This window comes from Roseicyclus marinus (genome assembly GCF_030163795.1).
GTDB lineage: Bacteria > Pseudomonadota > Alphaproteobacteria > Rhodobacterales > Rhodobacteraceae > Roseicyclus > Roseicyclus marinus.
Window position 1 is genome coordinate 194,941 of sequence record NZ_JASJOF010000007.1, and the last position, 20,691, is coordinate 215,631.

Consider the following 20,691-nt stretch of genomic DNA (forward strand, 5'->3'; position numbering starts at 1 on the left):
GTTGGGCCGGGGGGCCATGTGGCGGCGGACCATGTGGGGTCTGGGCCCGGCTTGTCAATGCGGCAGGGGATGAGGGGAAAAGCCCGCATTTTCAATGCGGGAATTCCTGTCGCGACGGAAAGGCCGTCGTCAGCTGCGGGCGACCATGCCGCCTGCGCCGCGCGTGATGCGGCCGGCCATTTCGAGAATGGCAAGCGCCTGGGCCACGGCGCGGGGCGGTTGGCCCAAGGTCCGGATCAGCTGATCCTCGGCCACGGGGGTTTCGGTCAGGATCGCGAGGATCGCACCTTCCACGCCGCCTTCGGGGGCGGCGTTGGGGGTCTTTTGCGCGCTGGCGTCGCACTTGGTTGGCTTGGGCGCAGGCGACGGATTGCCAAGGATTTCAAGAACATCCTCGGCATTTCGGATGAGGGCTGCGCCGTCGCGGATCAAGAGGTTGCCGCCGCCTGCGCGGCTGTCGAGCGGGTGGCCGGGCACGGCCATGACCTCGCGCCCCTGTTCCAAGGCAAGGCGCGCGGTGATGAGGGAACCGGAGCGCACGGCAGCCTCCACCACGATGACGGCCTGGGCGAGGCCCGCCACGATCCGGTTGCGGCGGGGGAAGTGGCGGGCCTGCGGTTCGCAGCCGAAGGGCATTTCCGAAAGCAGCAGGCCGCGCCGGGCGATGTCATGGGAAAGTTCCGTGTTTTCAGTGGGGTAAATCACGTCGAGCCCGCCCGCCATCACCGCGATCGTGCCGGTGTCGAGGCTTGCGCGATGGGCCAGCGCGTCGATGCCGCGCGCAAGGCCCGAGACCACGACGAAGCCCGCCGCGCCCAGATCGGCGGCGAGGTTTCGGGCCATCCGGCTGCCGAGCGCGGAGGCGTTTCGGGTGCCGACGAGCGCCAGAATTGGCCTTGACAACAGGTCGTTACGACCCCGTGCCCAGAGGAGCGGCGGGGCGTCGGGAATGCCTGCGAGGGCTGCGGGATACTCGGGATCGCCGAGGCAGAGGAGCGTTGCCCCCATGCGTTTGGCGGCTTTCAGTTCGGCCAGGGCGACGGGTTCGGGGCAGGGCTGGTAGCTTTCGACCCCGGCGGCGTGGGCGATTTGTGGCAATATCTCAAGCGCTTGGGCAGCTGACCCATGTTCGGCCAGAAGCCGCAGGTAGGTGGCGGGGCCGACGCGGCGGGAGCGGATCAGGCGGAGGCGGGCCAGCCGTTCGGCAGGGTCGCGGACGGGGGGCGGGATGTAGGAGGTGGGTGCCTCGAACAGGGCATGGTCCATCGCGTCGGACCACGGATCGGGGACCGGATAGGGCGGGGCGGGGGAGGATTCGGACAGGCGCCACATGAGGCGAGACTGGCCGCAATCGGTTAACGGGTGCTTACCGAAAGTTGCCAGTTTGGCGGCATCCGTTGCCGACGGGTTAAATTTCGGCGGCACATCTTGATGGATCGTTAAGGCCGCGCGCGGCTTGCAAGGTTTCATCAGGAAACCCTGCCTGAGGGGGGTGTCGGGCGGCCGGATGCCGCCCGCCCCCTCCTGTCAGGCGGCGGAGCCGCCGACGGTGAGACCGCCGATCAGGAGCGTCGGTTGACCCACGCCCACCGGCACCCATTGACCGGCCTTGCCGCAATTTCCCATGCCGGGGTCGAGCGCCATGTCGTTGCCGATGGCGCGGATCTGCTGGAGCGCGGTCGCGCCGTCGCCGATCAGCGTCGCGCCCTTGACCGGCGCGCCCACGACGCCGTTCTTCACGCGGTAGGCCTCTGTGCAGGAGAAGACGAATTTGCCGTTGGTGATGTCGACCTGACCGCCGCCGAAGCCCACGGCATAGATCCCGTCCTTTAGGTCCGACAAGATGCTCGCCGGATCGGCATCGCCGCCGAGCATGTAGGTGTTGGTCATCCGCGCCATGGGCGCATGGGCGTAGCTTTCGCGGCGGCCGTTGCCGGTGGGGGCGACGCCCATCAGGCGGGCGGATTGGCGATCCTGCATGTAGCCCACCAGAATGCCATCCTCGATCAGGACGTTCTTCGCGCTGGGCGTGCCTTCGTCGTCGACGGTGATGGAGCCGCGTCGGTCGGGGATCGTGCCGTCATCGAGAACCGTGACGCCGGGGGCGGCGACGCGTTGGCCCATGAGGCCCGCGAAGGCCGATTGTTTCTTGCGGTTGAAATCGCCCTCGAGCCCGTGGCCCACGGCCTCGTGCAGCAAGATGCCGGGCCAGCCGGGGCCGAGGACCACGTCCATCACGCCTGCGGGGGCGGCTTCGGCGGAGAGGTTCACGACCGCGATGCGGAGTGCCTCGCGCGCCAGGGCCTGCCAATGGTCGGGGGTCATCAGGCCGGTCAGGCCGATCCGGCCGCCGCCGCCTGCGCTGCCCGATTCGCGGCGGCCGTTCTCTTCGACGATCACCGAGACGTTGAGGCGCACCATCGGGCGCACGTCGCGGACGCGGCCGCCTTCGGGGCGAAGGATTTCGACCTCCTGATGGCTGGCGGCCATGGAGGCGGAGACCTGAACCACGCGGGGATCGAGCGCGCGGGCATAGGCGTCGATCTCGGCCAAGGTGTCGAGCTTGACGCCGAATTCCGCGCCGGTCATCGGGTCGGCGTCGGTATAGAGGCGGGCATTCGTGCCCTTGGGCGCATCGGCCAGCGTGCCGCCGCCCGCACCGACGGCGAGGCGCGCGGTTTCGGCGGCGCGTTTCAGAGCATTTTCGGAGATTTCCGTGGAATGGGCATAGCCTGCGACCTCGCCCTTGACGGCGCGCAGGCCGAACCCTTCGGCGGCGTCGTAGCTGGCTGTCTTGACCCGTCCGTCATCGAACAGGAGCATTTCGGACCGGCGGCGTTCGAAAAACAGCTCTCCATCCTCGGCCCCGTCGGTCGCTGCGCGCAGGATGGCAAGCGCCGCGCCCTCGTCGAGGTGGGTGTCGAAGGGGCGGAAGGGCGTGGGGTCGGACATCGGGCCTCCGGGGCTGGGGTTTCGCGGCATCTGCGACATGATCCAGATCAAACGGGCGGGGGGTGAGACATTTAGACCAAATGCCTTGCCCGGCCCCCAGCTATATGGTCCGCCCCAGACAGAACGCAACGGTAGGCCTGCCGCGCAGATCGCGCGGGCGGGTTCGCCGTGAACGACAGGACAGACCAACATGATGCTTCGCAAGACCCTGTGCGGCCTATGGGCCGGTATTGGTGCAACCTTGGTCGCGGGCGCGGCCGCGGCCCAGACCGCGGGCCTGCGCGACGGGCTGGAGATCATCGGGGCGCCGGTGCCGGGAGCCATGGGCTTTCAGCCGGGCGTGACGGAACTCGCCCGCGATATCCGGGCGCTCGATTCCTTTCTTATCGTGATCATGACGGTCATCGTGCTGTTCGTGACCGCGCTGCTTTTGTGGTCGGTCTTCCGCCACAACGAGCGCGCCAACCCCACGCCGGCGACCTTTACCCACAACACCAAGATCGAGGTGACGTGGACGGTCGTGCCGCTGATCATCCTCGTGGTGATCGGTGCCTTCTCGCTGCCGGTGCTGTTCAAGCAGCAGACCATTCCCGAGGCGGATGTCGTGGTGAAGGCGACCGGCTACCAGTGGTACTGGGGCTATGAATATCCCGAGCACGGCATCGCCTACGACAGCTTCATGCTGACCGAGGAAGAACTGGCCGATTTCGGCTATTCGCCCGACGAGCATCTGCTGGCCACCGATACCGCGATGGTGGTGCCGACCGGCGCGACCGTGGTGGTGCAGGTGACGGCGGCCGACGTGATCCATTCGTGGACCGTGCCCGCCTTTGGCGTGAAGCAGGACGGCGTTCCGGGCCGTCTGGCGGAATTGTGGTTCGAGGTCGAGGAAGGGCAGGAGGGCGTCTATTTCGGCCAGTGTTCGGAACTGTGCGGCGTCAACCATGCCTTCATGCCGATCACCGTGTTCGCCGTGACGCAGGAAGAATACGATGCATGGATCAACGGCGATGCACAGGAATTCGCGTCGATCGGCGACATGCGCGCGCCGGGCGTGATCGAACTGGCCTCGGCCGAGTGATCGGGACGGGGCGGGCAGGCGCCCGGCCCGAGCAATGAAAGCAAGGCCGGGCAGACGGCCCGGCCTACGGTCAAGATGAAGCGACAAGACGCATGAGCGACCTGACGACCAACACCACGATCCAGACCGCCGAGGGCGAGGCCCGGTTCGGCGATTATGTCGCGCTGCTCAAGCCGCGGGTGATGTCGCTTGTCGTGTTCACGGCGCTGGTGGGCTTGTTGGTGGCGCCGGGATCGGTCGATCCGATGATCGGCTTTACCGCGATCTTGTTCATCGCGCTGGGCGGCGGGGCCTCGGGCGCGCTGAACATGTGGTATGATGCCGATATCGACGCGGTGATGCGCCGGACCGCCAAGCGGCCCGTGCCCGCGGGCAAGGTCACGGCGGGCGAGGCGCTGTCGCTGGGTCTGTGGCTGTCGGTGATTTCGGTGGCGATGCTGGGGCTGGCGACCAATTGGCTGGCGGCGGGCATCCTGGCCTTCACCATCTTTTTCTACGCGGTGATCTACACGATGTGGCTCAAGCGTGCGACGCCGCAGAACATCGTGATCGGGGGGGCGGCCGGTGCATTCCCGCCGATGATCGGCTGGGCGGCGGCGACGGGGTCGGTGAGCCTTGAGGCGGTGCTGATGTTCGCGCTGATCTTCATGTGGACGCCGCCGCATTTCTGGGCGCTCGCGCTGTTCATGAAGTCGGATTACCACGAGGCCAAGGTGCCGATGCTGACCGTCACCCATGGCCGGTCCGAGACGCGGCGGCAGATCTGGATCTACACGGTGCTGCTGGTTCCCGTGGCGCTGGGCCTTGGGCTGACCTCGGTGGCGGGGCCGGTCTATCTTGCGGCGGCGCTGGTTCTGAACGCGATCTTCCTGAAAGGCGCGTGGGATATCTGGCGCCGGGCCGAGGAGGCCGCGCAGGCTGATGGTTATGTCGTCGAAAAGCGGTTCTTCCGGTTCTCGCTTTATTATCTTTTCCTGCATTTCGGCGCGCTTCTGGCGGATGCCGGGCTGCGTGCCTGGGGGATTTCCTGATGCCGATCACGCAGACGCATGACCTGCACAAGCGCCGGATGGGGCGCAACATCGGCGTGGCGCTGAGCCTTGTGGGGTTTGCCGCCATCGTCTTTGGCCTGACCATCGCCAAGATCCGCGAAGGCGCGTCGATGGAGGCCTATGACCACACGCCGCGCGTGTCGATCACGCCGCCGGTGGAGACGGGACAATGAGCGAGACGACGAAACTGTCGAATGGCCAGATCGTCGCCCGCTGCCTGGGCGTGATCGTGGTGATGGCGGGCCTGGCCTGGGCGTCGGTGCCGTTCTACGACTGGTTTTGCCGGGTGACTGGCTTTGGCGGCACCACGCAGGTGGCGGAAGCGGGCAGCGAAACGGTGCTGGACCAGACGATCCGGGTGCGGTTCGACGCCAGCCGCGCGCGCGACATGCCGTGGGAATTCCGGGCGATGCAGCCGCATATGGACATCAGGATCGGGGAGACGGGGCTGGCCTTTTACGAGGCCTACAACCCGACCGACGAACCCATCGCGGGAACGGCGAGCTTCAATGTCGCGCCCTTCGAGACGGGCGGATATTTCGTCAAGATCCATTGCTTCTGCTTCGAGTTGCAGGTGTTGCAGCCGGGCGAGCGGGTGGAGATGCCGGTGACGTTTTTCGTGGATCCTGCCATCCTTGACGACCCCGAGGCACGCGGCACGCCCGCGATCACCTTGTCCTACACGTTCCACGTGACGGACATCCCCGAGGATTATGCCGCGCTGGCCACCCCGGCCGCCGTGGCCAACTAGAGAAAACCGGACCGAGGACGACACCCATGGCCCACGCCAAGAACCACGATTACCACATCATCAACCCGTCGATCTGGCCGCTGATGGCGGCCGGTGCGGCCTTTGTCATGCTCTTCGGGGCGGTGAACTGGATGCATGGCGGCCTGCCCTGGATGTTCGCCATGGGCTTTGTCGCCACGCTCTACGTCATGTTCGGCTGGTGGGCCGACGTGGTGTCGGAAAGCAACGCGGGCGATCACACGCCGGTGGTGCGGATCGGCCTGCGCTACGGCTTCATCATGTTCATCATGTCCGAAGTGATGTTCTTCGTCGCGTGGTTCTGGGCGTTCTTCAAACACGCGCTCTACCCGATGAACGAATACGTGGCCTCCGCCTACGTGCCGCCGGAAATCTACGCGGTGGACCCGTTCCACCTGCCGCTGATCAACACGCTGATCCTGCTTTTGTCGGGCTGTGCCGTGACCTGGTCGCACCATGCGCTGGTTCATGGCGGGCCGCGCAAGGACGTGGCCAACGGGCTGATCATCGGCGTCGTGCTGGGCCTGATCTTCACCGGGTTGCAGGCGTTCGAATATTACGAGCTGATCGCGCATTACGGCTGGAGCTTTGGTGGCGACAAGTTCTTTGCCACCTTCTTCCTCGCCACCGGGTTCCATGGCGCGCATGTGGTCATCGGGACGATCTTCCTGTTCGTCTGCTGGCTGCGGGTGCTGAAGGGCCATTTCACCGCCGAGAAGCATATCGGTTTCGAAGCAGCGGCCTGGTACTGGCACTTCGTCGACGTGGTGTGGCTGTTCCTGTTCCTGGCGGTCTACATCTGGGGCCAGGCGGTCGTGATCGGCTGAGGATGGGCCGGGGGGTGATCCCCCCGGTTTTGTCCTGACTGGAGCTTTGCCACGACTCTTTAGGTGGTGGGGGGCTCTGCCAAGAGTCTTTAGTTCGGGGGGCGCTGCCCCCCAACGGCCTGCGGCCTCCCCCCGGAGTTTTCGGGCCAAGATGAAGGGGCGGGGACGTTAACCTTGATGAAACGTGAAGGCCTGCCAGATGCGGCGGGCCTTTTTCCTTGGAGGATGCCATGGGGCGGATGATCAGCGTTGCGGTCTTTGGGGCGGTCGGTATCGCCATCCTCGTGTCGCTGGGGGTCTGGCAGCTGCAGAGGCTGGGCTGGAAGGAAGCCATCTTGGCCGATATCGAGGCGCGGATCGCGGATGCGCCCGTGGCCCTGCCCGATGCGCCCGACCCGGAGGCCGATCGCTACCTGCCGGTCGAGGTGGCGGGCCGGATCGGGGAGGAGGCCCTGCGGGTTCTGGTGAGCCAGCGCGGGATCGGGGCAGGCTACCGGCTGATTTCCGTGTTGGAGACCGCGGGCGGGCGGCGGGTTCTGCTGGACCGGGGTGTCTTGCCGGTGGCGGATGACCTGCCCGCGCCGCCCGATGGCGTGGTTGCGGTGTTGGGCAATCTGCATTGGCCCGAGGAGCGGGACGGGTTCACGCCCGAAAATGACGTGGCCGGCAATATCTGGTTCGCGCGCGATGTGGGCGTGATGGCGGCACATCTGGGGACGGAGCCGGTGCTTGTGATCGCGCGGGCGATGGAGCCTGCGGAGGCGGGGGTTACGCCGTTGCCGGTGACCAGCGAGGGCATTCCCAACGATCATCTGAACTACGCCGTGACATGGTTTTTGCTGGCGCTGGTCTGGTTGGGGATGACAGTGTTTCTGCTGTGGCGTATCAGGCTGCGACCAGACTAGGGGACACCTGCGCCCATGCGCTATATCTCGACCCGGGGTCAGGCCCCGGTGCTGACCTTCGAAGACACGATGCTGACGGGATTGGCGCGCGATGGCGGGCTGTATGTGCCCGAGACGCTGCCCAAAATGAGTGCCGGCGATATCGCGGCGCTGGCGGGCCTGTCCTATGAGGAGGTCGCGTTTCGCGTGATGCGGCCCTTCGTGGGCGAGAGTTTCACCGATGCGGAATTCGGCGATTGCATCGCGCGGGCCTATGCGGGGTTCGGCCATGCGGCGCGCGCGCCGCTCAAGCAATTGCAGGACAATCATTTCCTGCTGGAGCTGTTCCACGGGCCGACGCTGGCTTTCAAGGATTTCGCGATGCAGCTGATCGGTCAGCTGTTCCAGACGGCCTTGGCGCGGTCGGGCGATCGCGTGACCATCGTGGGGGCGACGAGCGGGGACACGGGGTCGGCAGCGATGGAGGCCTTTCGCGGCCTGTCGAATGTCGATGTCTTCATCCTCTATCCCCATGGCCGGGTGTCGGAGGTGCAGCGCCGCCAGATGACCACCGTGACCGAGGCCAATGCCCATGCGCTGGCCATCGACGGGACCTTTGATGACGCGCAGGCGCGGTTGAAGGACATGTTCAACGATTTCGCCTTTCGCGACGAGGTGCGGCTGGCGGGCGTGAATTCGATCAATTTCGCCCGCGTTCTGGCGCAGGTGGTCTATTATTTCACTGCCGCCGTCGCCTTGGGCGCGCCGCATCGCAAGGTGTCGTTTTGCGTGCCGACGGGGAATTTCGGGGATATCTTTGCCGGATATCTCGCCAAGCGGATGGGATTGCCCATCGAGAAGCTGGTGGTGGCGACGAACCAGAACGACATCTTGCACCGCGCGCTGTCGACGGGGGATTACGTGACGCAAGGCGTTGCGCCCTCGATCAGCCCGTCGATGGATATCCAGGTCAGTTCGAATTTCGAGCGCGCGCTGTTCGACGCCTATGGGCGTGACGGGGGCGCGGTGGCGCAATTGATGGCGGAGTTGAAGGCCGGGGGCTTTCACATCAGCCAAGGGGCGCTGGAGGCGTTGCGGGGCGATTTCGCGAGCGGGCGCGCGTCGGAGGCCGAGACGGCCGCGATGATCGCGCGGGCGCGGGCCGAGATGGGCGAACTCTTGTGCCCGCATTCGGCGGTGGGTGTGCATGTGGCGCAAGATTTCGTTGGGGCCACGCCCCTTGTGACGTTGGCGACCGCGCATCCGGCGAAATTCCCCGACGCGGTCGAGGCGGCGACAGGCATCCGGCCCGGCTTGCCGCCCCGCATGGCCGATCTGTTCGAACGTCCCGAGCGGGTGAGCCGGGTTCCCAATGATCTTGCGGCCCTCGAGGCCCATGTGCGCGAGGCCTTGGCCCGATGAGCGTGGCTATTCACACCCTGTCGAACGGTCTGCGGATCGTGACCGAGTATATGCCGGGGCTGGAATCGGCCGCGCTGGGCCTGTGGGTGTCGGCGGGCGGGCGGCACGAGGCCCCCGAGCAGAACGGGGTCGCGCATTTCCTGGAACACATGGCGTTCAAGGGGACGGCGCGGCGCAGCGCGCTTCAGATCGCGGAAGAGATCGAGGATGTGGGCGGCTATATCAACGCCTATACGAGCCGCGAGGTGACGGCCTATTATGCGCGGGTGTTGCGGCAAGATGTGCCTCTGGCGCTCGACCTGATCGCCGATATCGTGCTGAACCCGGTTTTCGATCCGCGCGAGATCGAGGTGGAGCGGGGCGTGATCTTGCAGGAGATCGGGCAGGCCGCCGATACGCCCGATGACATCATTTTCGACTGGTTGCAGGAAGAGGCCTATCCGGGGCAGGCGCTGGGGCGGACGATCCTTGGCCCCGCCGAACGGGTGCGGGCCTTTGACCGGGGGGATTTCGACCGGTTCGTGGCCGAGCATTACGGGGCGGGCCAGTTGATCCTGTCGGCGGCGGGTGCGGTCGATCACGACGAGATCGTGCGGTTGGCCGAAGCGGCCTTTGGCCATCTGCCGCGGTCCTTGCCCGTGGTGCCGGAGGCGGCGGTTTTCGCGGGCGGCGAGCGGCGGGTGGTGAAGAAGCTGGAGCAGGCGCATTTCACCCTTGCGCTGGAAGCGCCCGGTTACCGGTCGGACGATATCTATACCGCGCAGATCTATGCCAGTGCGCTGGGCGGCGGCATGTCGTCGAGGCTGTTCCAAGAGATCCGCGAGAAGCGGGGGCTGTGCTACACGATCTATGCCTCTGTCGGCAGCTACGACGATACCGGGATGCTGACGATCTATGCCGGGACATCGGGCAAGGAATTGCCGGAACTGGTGGGGCTGACGGTGGATGAATTGCGCCGCTCGGCCGAGGACATGACCGAAGCGGAGTTGGCGCGGGCGCGGGCGCAGATGAAGGCGGGGCTTTTGATGGGGCTTGAAAGCCCCTCGTCGCGGGCGGAGCGGTTGGCGCGGTTGGTCGCGATCTGGAACCGGGTGCCGCCCTTGGAGGAAACGGTCGAGCGGATCGACGCGGTCAATCTGGCGGGGCTGAGGGAGCATGCGGGGGCGCTGGTCGCCTCGGGTCAAGCGGCGATGGCGCTTTACGGGCCGGTCGGCAAGGCCCCGGATCTGGGCCGGGTGCGGGAGCGTCTGGCGGCGTGATGCTGGCGCGCAAACGGCATCTGAGGCTGGAGACCGAGCGCCTGACGCTGCGCCTGCCGCGGCATGGCGATTACCGGTCCTGGGCGGCGCTGCGCGAGGCGTCGCGCGAATTCCTCGCGCCGTGGGAGCCGACATGGGCCGCCGACCACCTGAGCCGCAAGAGCTTCACCGGCCGGGTCTACTGGTCGCAGCGGGCGCTGGGGCAGGGGAGTGCGGTGCCGCTTTTCATCTTTCGCCGGGCGGACGAGGTGCTTTTGGGGGCGATCACGCTGGACAATATCCGGCGGGGGCCGGCGCAATCGGCGACGCTGGGGTATTGGATCGGGGAGATCCATGCCCGCCAAGGGTATATGCGCGAGGCCATCGGGGCGGTGGTGCATCATGCCTTTCGCGAGCAGGATCTGAGCCGGGTCGAGGCCGCCTGCCTGCCGGAAAACGCCGCCTCGCGCGGGGTGCTGGAAAAGGCGGGGTTCAAATACGAAGGCGTGGCGCAAAGCTATCTGCAGATCGCGGGGCGCTGGCGCAATCATGTGCTGTACGCCCATCTGCGCCATGATCGGCGCGGGCGGACCGAGATCGGCTGAGGCCGGGCCAGGGCGGGGGAGGGACGAGACCATGAGCGACATTGCCCAAAGACTGGCCGCGATCCTGCCTGCCGCGGCGCTGCGCGCGGTGGCCCCCAGCTACCTGGAGGAACCGCGCGGACGCTGGCACGGGCAGGCGGCGGCCATCGTGGCGCCGGGATCGGTGGCGGAGGTCGCGGCCGTGCTGCGGCTGTGCAGCGAGATGCGCGCCCCGGTCATCCCCTATGGCGGGGGTACGGGGCTGGTCGGCGGGCAATTGGCCGAAGAGGGCACGCCGCCCGTGATCTTGTCGCTGGAACGGATGCGCGCGATCCGCAGTTTTGACGCCGAGGCCGGCACGATGATCGTGGAGGCGGGCGCGATCCTCGCGGAGATCCATGCCGCCGCCGAAGCCGAGGAGTGGATTTTCCCGCTGACGCTGGCAAGCCAGGGATCGGCGCGGCTGGGCGGGCTTTTGGCCACCAATGCGGGCGGCGTGAACGTGATCCGCTACGGCAATGCGCGCGATCTGGTGCTTGGGGTCGAGGCGGTGTTGGCCGATGGCACGGTGATCGACACGCTGTCGCCCCTGCGCAAGGACAACACGGGCTATGACCTGCGGCATCTGCTGATCGGGTCGGAGGGGACGCTGGGGGTGATCACGGCGGCCTCGTTGCGGCTGTTTCCGAAACCGGCGGCCGTTGGGGCGGCGATGATGGTCGTGCCCTCGCCCGAGGCGGCGCTGGGGCTGTTGAAACTGGCGCAGGCGATGGTGGGCCCGTCTTTGTCGGCGTTCGAACTGATCGGGCGCGAGGGGTTGCTGTTCCTCGACGCGGTGGGGCCGGAAACGCGCCAGCCCTTCGATCCGCGCCCTGACTGGATCTGCCTGATCGATCTGGGCATGGGCGCGGGGGCAAGCCCGGAAGAGGCGCTGGAGGCGCTCTTCGCGGAAGCCTATGAGCGGGATCTGGTCAGCGATGGCGTGATCGCGCAATCCGAGGCGCAGCGGGCCGAGTTCTGGGCGCTGCGGGAGAATATCCCGGCGGCCAATCGCCGGATCGGCGCGATCTCGTCGCATGATATCTCGGTGCCTGTCGCGGCGATCCCGCGCTTCATCGCCATGGCCCCCGAGCGGATAGGCGCCGTGGGCGAATTCCGGTTGAATTGTTTCGGCCACATGGGCGACGGGAACCTGCATTACAACGTCTTCCCGATGCCCGGCAAATCGCCCGCCGATCACGAGAACCAGCGCGGCGCGATCAAGCGGGCGGTGCATGACCTTGTTCAGGAATTGGGTGGGTCGGTCTCGGCGGAACACGGGGTCGGGCGGCTCAAGGTCGAGGACCTCGAGCGCTACGGCGATCCGGGGAAACTGGCGGCGATGCGGGCGATCAAGGCGGCACTGGACCCTTTGGGCATCTTGAACCCCGGTGCGGTGTTGCGGGCCTGAGGGCGGCGATCCCCGCGTCGCGCCCCTGTTGGGGGCGCTCCTTGGGGTGGTGGCGCATCCAATGCCATGGCTGGCGGCGTGCTTGTGAGGTCTGTTGGAGCCTCCGGCGGGGATATTTTTGAAACAGAGAAGACGGGGACAAGGATGACCCCGACCGGTCAAGCAGCCGGTCGGGGCTTCTCCGTTTGCGGTCATCGGCGTCCCCGCCTGTACCGCAAGACCAAGCTGCGCCGAAAAGGGTGAAGAAAGCGTTTAGAGCCTTCTCTGTTTTCCAAATATCCCGGGGGGAGGCGCGCAAAGCGCGACGGGGGGCTGGCCCCCCTCTGCCCCTGCCGTCAGCGCCTGACGCCTGCGAAGCGCGCGGCCCAATCTTCCCGCGTGGCATCGTCGATCTTGGCGAAGAGGACATCCGGCACGCTGAAGCCATGACCCGGCTTCAGGGCGCCGAGGGCCGTTTCGGCGCTATCGTGCCAGGCAAGATCCACGCCCATGGCGCCCGCCATGGTGGCGGCGGCATCGGGGATGAAGGGCGATGACAGCCCGGCGTAGAAGGGGATGAGGTTCAGCGCGAGCCGCGTGATCGCAGCGGCGCGGTCGGGGTCTTCCTTGAACACGGTCCAGGGGCCTGCCGATTGCAGGTATTCGTTGCCCGCGACCCAGATCGCGCGCAGCTCGGCCGCGGCCTTGCGGATCTCGATCGCGTCCATATGGGCCTCGTACCGACGGAGCCGCGTTTCGAGATCGGCGATCAGCGCCTCCTCTTGCGGGCCGTAGGTGCCGCCCTCGGGCACGGTCTCGCCGAATTTCGAGCGGCAGAACTTGGTGATCCGGCTCACGAAATTCCCCAGCACATCGGCGAGGTCCTTGTTCACGTCCTGCTGGAACGCTTCCCAAGTGAATTCGGTGTCCGAGGTTTCGGGAACATGGGACAGGAGCCACCAGCGCCAGTAATCGGCGGGCAGGATCTCGAGCGCCTGGTCCATGAAGACGCCGCGGCCCTGGCTCGTGGAGAACTGGCCGCCGTCATAATTCAGGTAGTTGAAGGATTTGATGTAATCGACGAGCTTCCACGGCTCGCCCGATCCGAGGATCGTCGAGGGGAAGGAGAGCGTGTGGAACGGCACGTTGTCCTTGCCCATGAACTGTACGTAGCGCACGTCATCGGCGCCCTTGTCGGTGCGCCACCAGCGTTCCCAACCTTTCTCCGATCCGGGGCCCTTGCCCGCCTCGACCCATTCGGCGGCGCAGGCGATGTATTCGATGGGGGCGTCGAACCAGACGTAGAAGACCTTGCCTTCCATGCCCGGCCAGTCCTGATCGCCCTTCTTCACCGGGATGCCCCAGTCGAGATCGCGGGTGATGCCGCGATCCTGCAGCCCGTCGCCATCGTCGAGCCATTTGCGGGCGATGGACGTGGTCAGGATCGGCCAGTCGGATTTGCTGTCGATCCAGGCGCGCAGCTGGTCGCGCATCGCCGATTGGCGCAGGTAGAGGTGTTTCGTCTCGCGCACCTCCAGATCGGTGGCGCCGGAAATCGCGGAGCGGGGATTGATGAGGTCGGTGGGGTCGAGCTGCTTGGTGCAGTTTTCGCATTGATCGCCGCGGGCCTTGTCATAGCCGCAATTGGGGCAGGTGCCCTCGATATAGCGGTCGGGCAGGAAACGGCCGTCGGCGTTGGAATAGACCTGTTTTTCCGACACTTCGCGGATCAGGCCGGCCTCGGCCAGTCGGCCCGCGAAATGCTGGGTCAGGCGGTGGTTCTGGGGCGAGGAGGAGCGGCCGAAATGGTCGAAGGACAGCCGGAAGCCGCGCCCGAGCGCGTCCTGCACCGCCCACATTTCGGCGCAATACTCGGCCACGGGTTTGCCCGCCTTGGCGGCGGCAAGCTCGGCGGGGGTGCCGTGTTCGTCGGTGGCGCAGAGAAACAGCACCTCGTCGCCGCGGGCGCGCTTGTAGCGGGCGAAGAGATCGGCTGGCAGCTGGCTGCCGACGAGATTGCCGAGGTGCTTGATCCCGTTGATGTAGGGGATCGCCGAGGTGATGAGGATGCGTGCCATGGCCTTGCCCTTCGGATGCGCGTGGGCGTGGGTTTAGCGGGCGGGCGCGGGCATGGCCAGAGGGGATGGCAGGATGCGTGAGGGGTTGGCCACGCGGGCGGCGCGCGGCCTCAATCCCGGCCGGTGCGGCGGAAGATGCGCCCGACGAGGAACGAGGTGCGCGGGATCCAGACATAGGGGCCGCGCGGTTGGGCGGGGGGGCGCAGTCGCATCCGGATCACGCCGAAGACGACAAGGCCGACATGGGCCAGCGCGATCAACGCAAAGAGGGCGGCAGGCCCATAGGCCGCGATCAGCCAAGCGGTGCCGACGGGGGCGGCGATGGCCCCGATGGCGTAGAAGAACATGAGCGCGGCCGACAGTTCGACGCGCTGGTCATCCTCGGCCCAGTCATGGGCATGGGCGGCGGAAATGGAATAGATCGGGAAGGTCGCGGCCCCGAAGACGAGGGCCGCGACGAAGATCGCGGCGACGCCGAGGCCCGAAAAGGCGACGGTGATGCCGCAAGCGGCGATGGAAAAGGCCGAGAACCACAAGAGCACGGTGCGCCGGTCATGGCGGTCGGCGGCCCAGCCCGCGGGCCATTGCGCGAAGGCCCCGCCAAGGACATAGGCGGCGAGGAAGAGGCCGATCTGATCGGCCGTCAGCCCCACCTGCGCGCCGTAGAGCGGCCCCACCATCCGGAAGGCCGCGCCCGAGACGCCCGAGACGATGACGCCCGCCACCGCCAGCGGCGAGAGCCGCCAGGCAAGGCCCGGGCGCAGGCGGGGGGCGGCACCCGTGTCGGGTTGGGGGGTGCGGGTCAACGTCAGCGGCAGAAGCGCTGCGATGCACAGGATGCCCAGGAGGTTGTAGGAAACATAGGAGGCGGGATCGAGGACGCCGATCATCAGCTGCGCGATCAGGCTGCCGCCGGTGTCGACCATGCGGTAGGTACCCATGGTGCGGCCCCGGTTGGCATTGTCGGTCTTGGCCTGCAACCACGCCTCGATCACCGTGTAGCAGCCCGCGACGCAAAAACCGGTGGCCGCGCGCATGGCCGACCAGGCATAGGGATCGACGACCATCATATGGGCCAGAAGCCCGATGGCGCCCGCCGCGATGAAGGCCGCGAAGGCGCGCGAATGGCCGACCGAGCCCATCACGCGCGGCGCCCACCAGCAGCCGATGAAGAAGCCGAAGAAATGCGCCGAGCCCAAAAGGCCGATCTGCCCGTTGGTGAAGCCCAGTTCCGTGCCTGACAGCACGTCGAGCGGCCCCACGCCCCCCGAGGAGAGTTGCAAGAGCAGCACCGAGAGAAACAGCGCGGCGAAGGAGATGATGAGGCGCATGGTGGTCGGGTCTTGGAGATGTGCCAGACCTGCGTAGCGGGCGATGGCGCGGGATGCACCCATGTTTTCGTCGGCCGGGGGTCGGTTTTCGGGAGGATGTGCGCGTGGCGGGCCGGGACCGCCCGCCCTGCCGGGTCAGCCGGAGCGGGCGAGCAGGCGCATCAGGGTGTCGATATGTCCGTCCCTGAGGTCCGTGACTGGAAAATACCGGTCGAGGTCGGCGAAGGTCGCGAACATCTCGCGCGAGAGGGAAAGGGTCACGATCGGCCCGAAGACGAGATGCAGGAAGAGTTTGGGGTCTAGGTCGTTGAAATGGCCGCTGCGCACCCCGTCCGCGATGATGCGGGCAAGGATCTGGTGCTGGGGGGCGATGTAATCGTCGTGGAAGGAGCGGGCGACGGAAGGAAAGGCGCGCGACACCTCGGCGATCAGGGGCGACATGCGCCCCACCGGCGAGGTGATGATCGTGTCGTAGAGCGCCATCAGCGCCGCGCGCATCTTGTCGGGCGGTGGTGTGGAGGGATCTTCGGCGATGGTCCGAAGCTGGGACAATTCGGCGGCATAGCCATCGGTGACGCAGGCCGCGAAGAGATCCTCCTTGCCGGGAAAGTGGTGGTAAAGCGACGCCTTGGTCAGGCCCGCCGCCGCCGCGACCATCGACATGGAGGTCGCGGCAAAGCCGTTTTCGAGAAAGAGGCGCGTCGCGATCTCGACGATCTCGTGCCGACGCGTGCCGGCGCGTGTTTTCTGCAGCTCTGCCATTGACTGGGACCTTCTCCCTCCTAACCTACCAACCGGTCGGTTGGTTTGTTCTCCCCGACGGGAAGATGGTTTGCAATGATGAAGTTTCAACGGATGGTTTTGGGGGCCTGTGCCGCGGCGGGTCTGGCCCTGTCGGCGCCGATTGCCCCGGCGCAGGAGGATCGGGCGGCGCCGATCCCTGTCCGCACGCTGGTTCTGACTGCGCCCGAGGCCGCGGTCGCGCGACAGTTTTTCGGGCAGGTGGCGGCGCGCGATACCGTGGAACTGGCCTTCGAGGTCGGGGGCAGGCTGGACCACGTGGACCTGGTCGAGGGCCGCGCGGTGAGCCAAGGCAGTCTGCTTGCCGCGCTGGAGCTAGGGCCGTTCGAGCGGGCGGTGGAGCGCGCGGCGCTGGATCTGGCGCAGGCGCAGCGCGATCTTGATCGCGCCGCGACGCTGGCCGCGCGCAACGTGGCCGCGACGGTCGATGTGGACATGCTGCGGACGGCGCGGGACCTGGCCGATGTGGCGCTGCGCGATGCGCGGGCCGCGCTGGAGGATGCGCGGCTTGTCGCGCCGTTCGACGGGATGATCGCGGCGCGGCTGACCCATGCCGAGGCCATCGTCGAGCCGGGACAGCCGGTCGTGCGGCTGCATGACCTGTCCGAACTCCGCGTCGAGGTTGATCTGCCGGAGCGCGTGTTGCGCGCGGTCGGTGACCCCGAGGCGGTGACGTTTGTCGGTCTTTTGCCCGGGGGCGGGGCGGAATTTCCGCTGGCGCTGCGCGAATTCCGGGCCGAGACGGGACCGGTGGGGCAGAGCTACAGGGTGTCGCTTGCAGTTCTGGGCGAGGATTTGCCGCCGCTGTTGCCGGGGCAGAGCGTGGTGGTGCGGGCGGAACTGCCCGTCGCCGAGCCGGGGCCGGTTGTGCCCGCGACCGCCATCGCGACGACGCCCGAAGGGGCGACATATGTCGTGGCGGTGGAGGCTGGCGATCCGGGCCTCGTCGCGCGGCATGTCGCGGTCGATGTGGGCGCGCCGACCGGCAGCGCGCTGGTTGTCGAGGGGGTGGAGACCGGGGCCGAGATCGTGGCCATCGGGGCGCAGCAGGTGCCGGACGGTGCGCCGCTGGCCCGCTACGCGGGTCTGATCGGCGGATCGGAGTGAGAGCCTTGCAGATCGCGCGTCTGGCCATCGAACGGCCGCTGTATACCTGGCTTCTGATCCTGTTTTGCGTCTTTGGCGGATTGGCGGGCTATGTCGGGGTCGGCAAGCTGGAGGATCCGGCCTTCACGCTGAAATCGGCGCTGGTTCTGACCCCCTATCCCGGCGCGACGGCGCAGGAGGTTGCCACCGAGGTTTCGGAGGTTTTGGAGGCGGAATTGCAGCAGATGGGGGAGGTGGCGACGATCACCTCGTCCAACCGGCCGGGCCTGTCGGTGATCGAGGTCGAGGTGCGCGACACATTTGGCGGGGAGGAATTGCCCCAGATCTGGGACGATCTGCGCGACCGGATCGCCGATGTCGCACCGGACCTGCCGCCCGGAGCCCTGACGCCGATGTTCAACGACAGTTACGGCGATGTCTTCGGGCTGCTCTATGCCGTGTCGGCGCCCGGTTACGGCGATGCCGATATCCACCAGATCGCAAGTTTTCTGCGGCGCGAGGTGGCGGCGGTGCCCGGTGTCGCCAATGCGGAACTGCGCGGGCTGCCGGAAGAGGCGATCCATGTCGAGCCGTCGAGTGCCACGCTGGCCGCGCTGGGCGTGCCGCCCGCCGCGATCCTTGGGGCGATCACGCAGGCCGATGCCCTGTCGCCCGCGGGGTCGTTGTCGCAGGGGCGCAGCGATCTGCGCGTCGAGGCGCCCGCCCTGCAAGACAGCGCCGCCGAGATCGGGGCGTTGAGCTTTGGCCATGCGGGCGAGGTCCTGAACCTGACGGATCTGGCGCGGGTGACGCGGGGGACGGTGGACGACCCCGGGCAGATCATCCGCCACAACGGTGTCGCGGCCTTCACGCTGGGGATTTCGGGGCTGACATCGGAGAATATCGTCACGGTCGGCGCGGCGGTCGAGGCGCGTCTGTCGGAGATCGCGCAGCTTTTGCCGGTCGGGGTCACGATCGACCCGATCTACGAGCAGCACCGCGTCGTGGCCGAGGCCAATGGCGATTTCGTGGTGAACCTTGCCCTGTCGGTCGGTGTGGTGATCGGGGTGTTGGCGTTGTTCATGGGGTGGCGGGCGGCCGTGGTGGTGGGCGGCACGCTGTTCCTGAACGTCACCTTCACATTCTTTTTCATGAATCTTTTCGACATCAAGGTGGAACGGATCAGCCTTGGCGCGCTGATCATCGCGATGGGGATGCTGGTCGACAATGCCATCGTGGTGGCCGAGGGGATGCAGGTTCAGATGCGGCGGGGCCGTCGCGCCGCGCAGGCCGCGGCCGAGGTCGCGCGGCGCACGCAGGTGCCGCTTTTGGGGGCTACGATCATCGGGATCCTCGCCTTTGCGGGGATCGGGTTGAGCCCGGACAGTTCGGGGGAATTCCTGTTTTCGCTCTTTGCGGTGATCGGCATATCGCTGTTGCTGTCGTGGTTGCTGGCGGTCACGGTCACGCCCTTGCTGGCCAGCTATTTCTTTCGCGTCGACACGCGGGCGGATGCCGCGGACCCCTATGACACGGCGTTTTTCCGGGCCTATGGCCTGGTCGTGCGCGGCGCGTTGCGCCTGCGGTACCTGGTGCTTGTGGGACTGATCGGGGCCTTTGTCGCGGGCGGGTCCGCGATGGGGCTGGTCAAGCAGCAATTCTTTCCGCCCGCGACGACGCCGTTGGTTTACCTGAATTACATGGCCGCGCAGGGCACGTCGATCGCGGCGACCTCGGAGGATCTGGCGCGGATCGAGGGTTGGCTTCTGGAGCGGGAGGAGGTGACGGCGGTGACCACCACCGTCGGCGGGCCGATGACCCGGTTCTTGTTGACCTACACGCCCGAGGATCCGAACCCGGCCTATGGCCAGATCGTGATCCGGGTCGAAGATCATACGCAGATCCCGGCCCTGCGCGACGCGCTGTCGGCCTTTGCGGCCGAGGAGGTGCCATGGGCCGAGACGCGGGTGCAGCAGATCATCTACGGCCCGCCGGTGGGGGCCGATGTCGAGGTGCGGCTGAGCGGGCCGGATGCGGTCGTCCTGCGCGGGTTGGCCGCCGAGGCGCAGCGCATCCTCGAGACGGAGACCGACCTGTTGACGGTGGAGCGGACCGATTGGCGCGACCGCGAGCTTGTCACCCGGCCCATCTTTGCCGCCGACCGCGCGCAGGCGCTGGGCATCGCGCGCGGGGATGTGGCGCAGGCCGTGGCCTTGGCCACCGACGGGGTGCAGGCGGGCGCGATCCGCGAGGGCGATCGGCTGATCCCGGTCATCGTGCGGACCCCGCGCGCCGAGCAGGTGCCCGGTGCCGAGCTTGTCGACCAATTGGTCTATGCCCCGGTGGCGGACCGCTTCGTCAGCCTGGACCAAGTGGTGGACGGGTTCGAGGTGATCGCCCGCGACACGCTGGTGCAGCGCCGCAACCGGGTGCCGACGATCAGCGTGCAGGCTTTCGCAAAGGCCGATGTGTTGCCGGCGCAAGCCTTTGCCGAGGTCCGCGCCGCCATAGAGGCGATGGAGCTGCCGCCCGGATACCGGATGGCGTGGGGTGGCGAATACGAGAGCGCGTCGACGGCGCAGGCGAGCCTCGGGCGGCAGATGCCGCTGGCCTTCGGCGCGATGTTGCTGATCACGCTCTTGCTGTTTGGCAAGCTGCGCCAGACGCTGGTGATCTGGACGGTGGTGCCGATGGCGGTCACGGGGGTGGGGCTGGGCCTGTTGTGGACCGGCTTGCCGTTCAGCTTTACCGCGCTTCTGGGGCTGTTGAGCCTGTCGGGGATGCTGATCAAGAACGCCATCGTTCTGGTCGAGGAGATCGATGCGCAGAAGGCCGAGGAGGGGCTGTCGCAGGACGAGGCCATCGTCACCGCCTCGATCAGCCGCCTGCGGCCGGTCCTCTTGGCAGCGGCGACCACGATCCTGGGGATGACGCCGCTGTTGTGGGATGCGTTCTTTGCCTCGATGGCGGTGGCGATCATGGCGGGATTGGGCTTTGCCTCGGTCCTGACGCTGATCGGGGTGCCCGCGATCTACCACAGCTACCTGCGCCGCGAACGACGCGCGGGCCAAGCGGCCGTGCGTGGGGCAGAGGGGCGCGCACCGGCGGAGGGCATGGCGCGGCGCGACCGGCTGGCCGCGGAATAGGCGGGGCCTCG

At 67.1% G+C, this 20,691-nt stretch carries 17 protein-coding genes; 12 read left to right on the plus strand and 5 right to left on the minus strand.

Annotated features, from left to right (window positions below; translation table 11 throughout):
• Window positions 1-129: 129 nt before the first annotated feature.
• Complete coding sequence (gene dprA, locus QQK63_RS12770; protein WP_277825883.1) at window positions 130-1,266, minus strand: DNA-processing protein DprA; 1,137 nt, start codon at window positions 1,264-1,266, stop codon at window positions 130-132.
• A gap of 261 nt (window positions 1,267-1,527) precedes the next feature.
• A complete protein-coding gene (tldD, locus tag QQK63_RS12775) occupies window positions 1,528-2,952 on the minus strand; it encodes a metalloprotease TldD (RefSeq protein WP_277823993.1) in 1,425 nt (474 codons plus the stop codon).
• A gap of 190 nt (window positions 2,953-3,142) precedes the next feature.
• Between tldD and coxB the strand changes: the two genes are divergently transcribed.
• The 10 genes from coxB to QQK63_RS12825 all read left to right on the plus strand — a co-directional run bounded on the left by coxB (window position 3,143) and on the right by QQK63_RS12825 (window position 12,259).
• Complete coding sequence (coxB, locus tag QQK63_RS12780) at window positions 3,143-4,033, plus strand: cytochrome c oxidase subunit II (protein WP_277823991.1); 891 nt, start codon at window positions 3,143-3,145, stop codon at window positions 4,031-4,033.
• 92 nt (window positions 4,034-4,125) lie between these two features.
• Window positions 4,126-5,064, plus strand: a complete 939-nt coding sequence (gene cyoE, locus QQK63_RS12785) for a heme o synthase (RefSeq protein WP_277823989.1) — start codon at window positions 4,126-4,128, stop codon at window positions 5,062-5,064.
• A complete protein-coding gene (locus tag QQK63_RS12790) occupies window positions 5,064-5,258 on the plus strand; it encodes a hypothetical protein (RefSeq protein ID WP_277823987.1) in 195 nt (64 codons plus the stop codon). The genes cyoE and QQK63_RS12790 overlap by 1 nt, the downstream gene beginning before the upstream one ends.
• Window positions 5,255-5,836, plus strand: coding sequence for a cytochrome c oxidase assembly protein (locus QQK63_RS12795; protein WP_277823985.1), 582 nt, complete (start codon window positions 5,255-5,257; stop codon window positions 5,834-5,836). The genes QQK63_RS12790 and QQK63_RS12795 overlap by 4 nt, the downstream gene beginning before the upstream one ends.
• Before the next feature lie 26 nt (window positions 5,837-5,862).
• Window positions 5,863-6,681, plus strand: coding sequence for a cytochrome c oxidase subunit 3 (locus tag QQK63_RS12800; RefSeq protein WP_277823983.1), 819 nt, complete (start codon window positions 5,863-5,865; stop codon window positions 6,679-6,681).
• A gap of 230 nt (window positions 6,682-6,911) precedes the next feature.
• Window positions 6,912-7,586, plus strand: coding sequence for an SURF1 family protein (locus tag QQK63_RS12805; RefSeq protein ID WP_277823981.1), 675 nt, complete (start codon window positions 6,912-6,914; stop codon window positions 7,584-7,586).
• 15 nt (window positions 7,587-7,601) lie between these two features.
• Entirely contained in the window at window positions 7,602-8,987 is a 1,386-nt protein-coding gene (thrC, locus tag QQK63_RS12810; protein WP_277823979.1) for a threonine synthase, read from the plus strand.
• On the plus strand, window positions 8,984-10,246 hold the full coding sequence (locus QQK63_RS12815) for a M16 family metallopeptidase (RefSeq protein WP_277823977.1): 1,263 nt from the start codon (window positions 8,984-8,986) through the stop codon (window positions 10,244-10,246). Before thrC ends, QQK63_RS12815 begins: the two co-directional genes overlap by 4 nt.
• Window positions 10,246-10,830, plus strand: a complete 585-nt coding sequence (locus tag QQK63_RS12820) for a GNAT family N-acetyltransferase (protein WP_277823975.1) — start codon at window positions 10,246-10,248, stop codon at window positions 10,828-10,830. The genes QQK63_RS12815 and QQK63_RS12820 overlap by 1 nt, the downstream gene beginning before the upstream one ends.
• A gap of 31 nt (window positions 10,831-10,861) precedes the next feature.
• Window positions 10,862-12,259 carry an FAD-binding oxidoreductase gene (locus QQK63_RS12825; RefSeq protein ID WP_277823973.1) on the plus strand — a complete coding sequence of 466 codons (1,398 nt, stop codon included), beginning with the start codon at window positions 10,862-10,864 and terminating at the stop codon, window positions 12,257-12,259.
• 335 nt (window positions 12,260-12,594) lie between these two features.
• On the opposite strand, the gene metG is transcribed toward QQK63_RS12825, so the two are convergent.
• The 3 genes from metG to QQK63_RS12840 form a co-directional block, all read right to left on the minus strand.
• Complete coding sequence (gene metG, locus QQK63_RS12830; protein ID WP_277823971.1) at window positions 12,595-14,316, minus strand: methionine--tRNA ligase; 1,722 nt, start codon at window positions 14,314-14,316, stop codon at window positions 12,595-12,597.
• Window positions 14,317-14,426: 110 nt separating this feature from the next.
• Entirely contained in the window at window positions 14,427-15,647 is a 1,221-nt protein-coding gene (locus QQK63_RS12835; protein WP_277825881.1) for an MFS transporter, read from the minus strand.
• Between the two features lie 135 nt (window positions 15,648-15,782).
• Window positions 15,783-16,409 (minus strand): TetR/AcrR family transcriptional regulator, encoded by a 627-nt coding sequence (locus tag QQK63_RS12840; protein ID WP_277823969.1) that lies wholly within the window; start codon window positions 16,407-16,409, stop codon window positions 15,783-15,785.
• A 75-nt stretch (window positions 16,410-16,484) separates the two neighbouring features.
• On the opposite strand from QQK63_RS12840, the gene QQK63_RS12845 reads away from it, so the two are divergent.
• Complete coding sequence (locus QQK63_RS12845; RefSeq protein WP_277823967.1) at window positions 16,485-17,555, plus strand: efflux RND transporter periplasmic adaptor subunit; 1,071 nt, start codon at window positions 16,485-16,487, stop codon at window positions 17,553-17,555.
• 5 nt (window positions 17,556-17,560) lie between these two features.
• Entirely contained in the window at window positions 17,561-20,680 is a 3,120-nt protein-coding gene (locus tag QQK63_RS12850; RefSeq protein WP_277823965.1) for an efflux RND transporter permease subunit, read from the plus strand.
• The last annotated feature ends 11 nt before the right edge of the window (window positions 20,681-20,691 follow it).

Coding starts and splice junctions, on each gene's coding strand:
- dprA (WP_277825883.1), bottom strand. CDS start 1,266: ATGGACCATGCCCTGTTCGAGGCACCCACCTCCTACATCCCGCCCCCC.
- tldD (WP_277823993.1), bottom strand. CDS start 2,952: ATGTCCGACCCCACGCCCTTCCGCCCCTTCGACACCCACCTCGACGAG.
- coxB (WP_277823991.1), top strand. CDS start 3,143: ATGATGCTTCGCAAGACCCTGTGCGGCCTATGGGCCGGTATTGGTGCA.
- cyoE (WP_277823989.1), top strand. CDS start 4,126: ATGAGCGACCTGACGACCAACACCACGATCCAGACCGCCGAGGGCGAG.
- QQK63_RS12790 (WP_277823987.1), top strand. CDS start 5,064: ATGCCGATCACGCAGACGCATGACCTGCACAAGCGCCGGATGGGGCGC.
- QQK63_RS12795 (WP_277823985.1), top strand. CDS start 5,255: ATGAGCGAGACGACGAAACTGTCGAATGGCCAGATCGTCGCCCGCTGC.
- QQK63_RS12800 (WP_277823983.1), top strand. CDS start 5,863: ATGGCCCACGCCAAGAACCACGATTACCACATCATCAACCCGTCGATC.
- QQK63_RS12805 (WP_277823981.1), top strand. CDS start 6,912: ATGGGGCGGATGATCAGCGTTGCGGTCTTTGGGGCGGTCGGTATCGCC.
- thrC (WP_277823979.1), top strand. CDS start 7,602: ATGCGCTATATCTCGACCCGGGGTCAGGCCCCGGTGCTGACCTTCGAA.
- QQK63_RS12815 (WP_277823977.1), top strand. CDS start 8,984: ATGAGCGTGGCTATTCACACCCTGTCGAACGGTCTGCGGATCGTGACC.
- QQK63_RS12820 (WP_277823975.1), top strand. CDS start 10,246: ATGCTGGCGCGCAAACGGCATCTGAGGCTGGAGACCGAGCGCCTGACG.
- QQK63_RS12825 (WP_277823973.1), top strand. CDS start 10,862: ATGAGCGACATTGCCCAAAGACTGGCCGCGATCCTGCCTGCCGCGGCG.
- metG (WP_277823971.1), bottom strand. CDS start 14,316: ATGGCACGCATCCTCATCACCTCGGCGATCCCCTACATCAACGGGATC.
- QQK63_RS12835 (WP_277825881.1), bottom strand. CDS start 15,647: ATGCGCCTCATCATCTCCTTCGCCGCGCTGTTTCTCTCGGTGCTGCTC.
- QQK63_RS12840 (WP_277823969.1), bottom strand. CDS start 16,409: ATGGCAGAGCTGCAGAAAACACGCGCCGGCACGCGTCGGCACGAGATC.
- QQK63_RS12845 (WP_277823967.1), top strand. CDS start 16,485: ATGATGAAGTTTCAACGGATGGTTTTGGGGGCCTGTGCCGCGGCGGGT.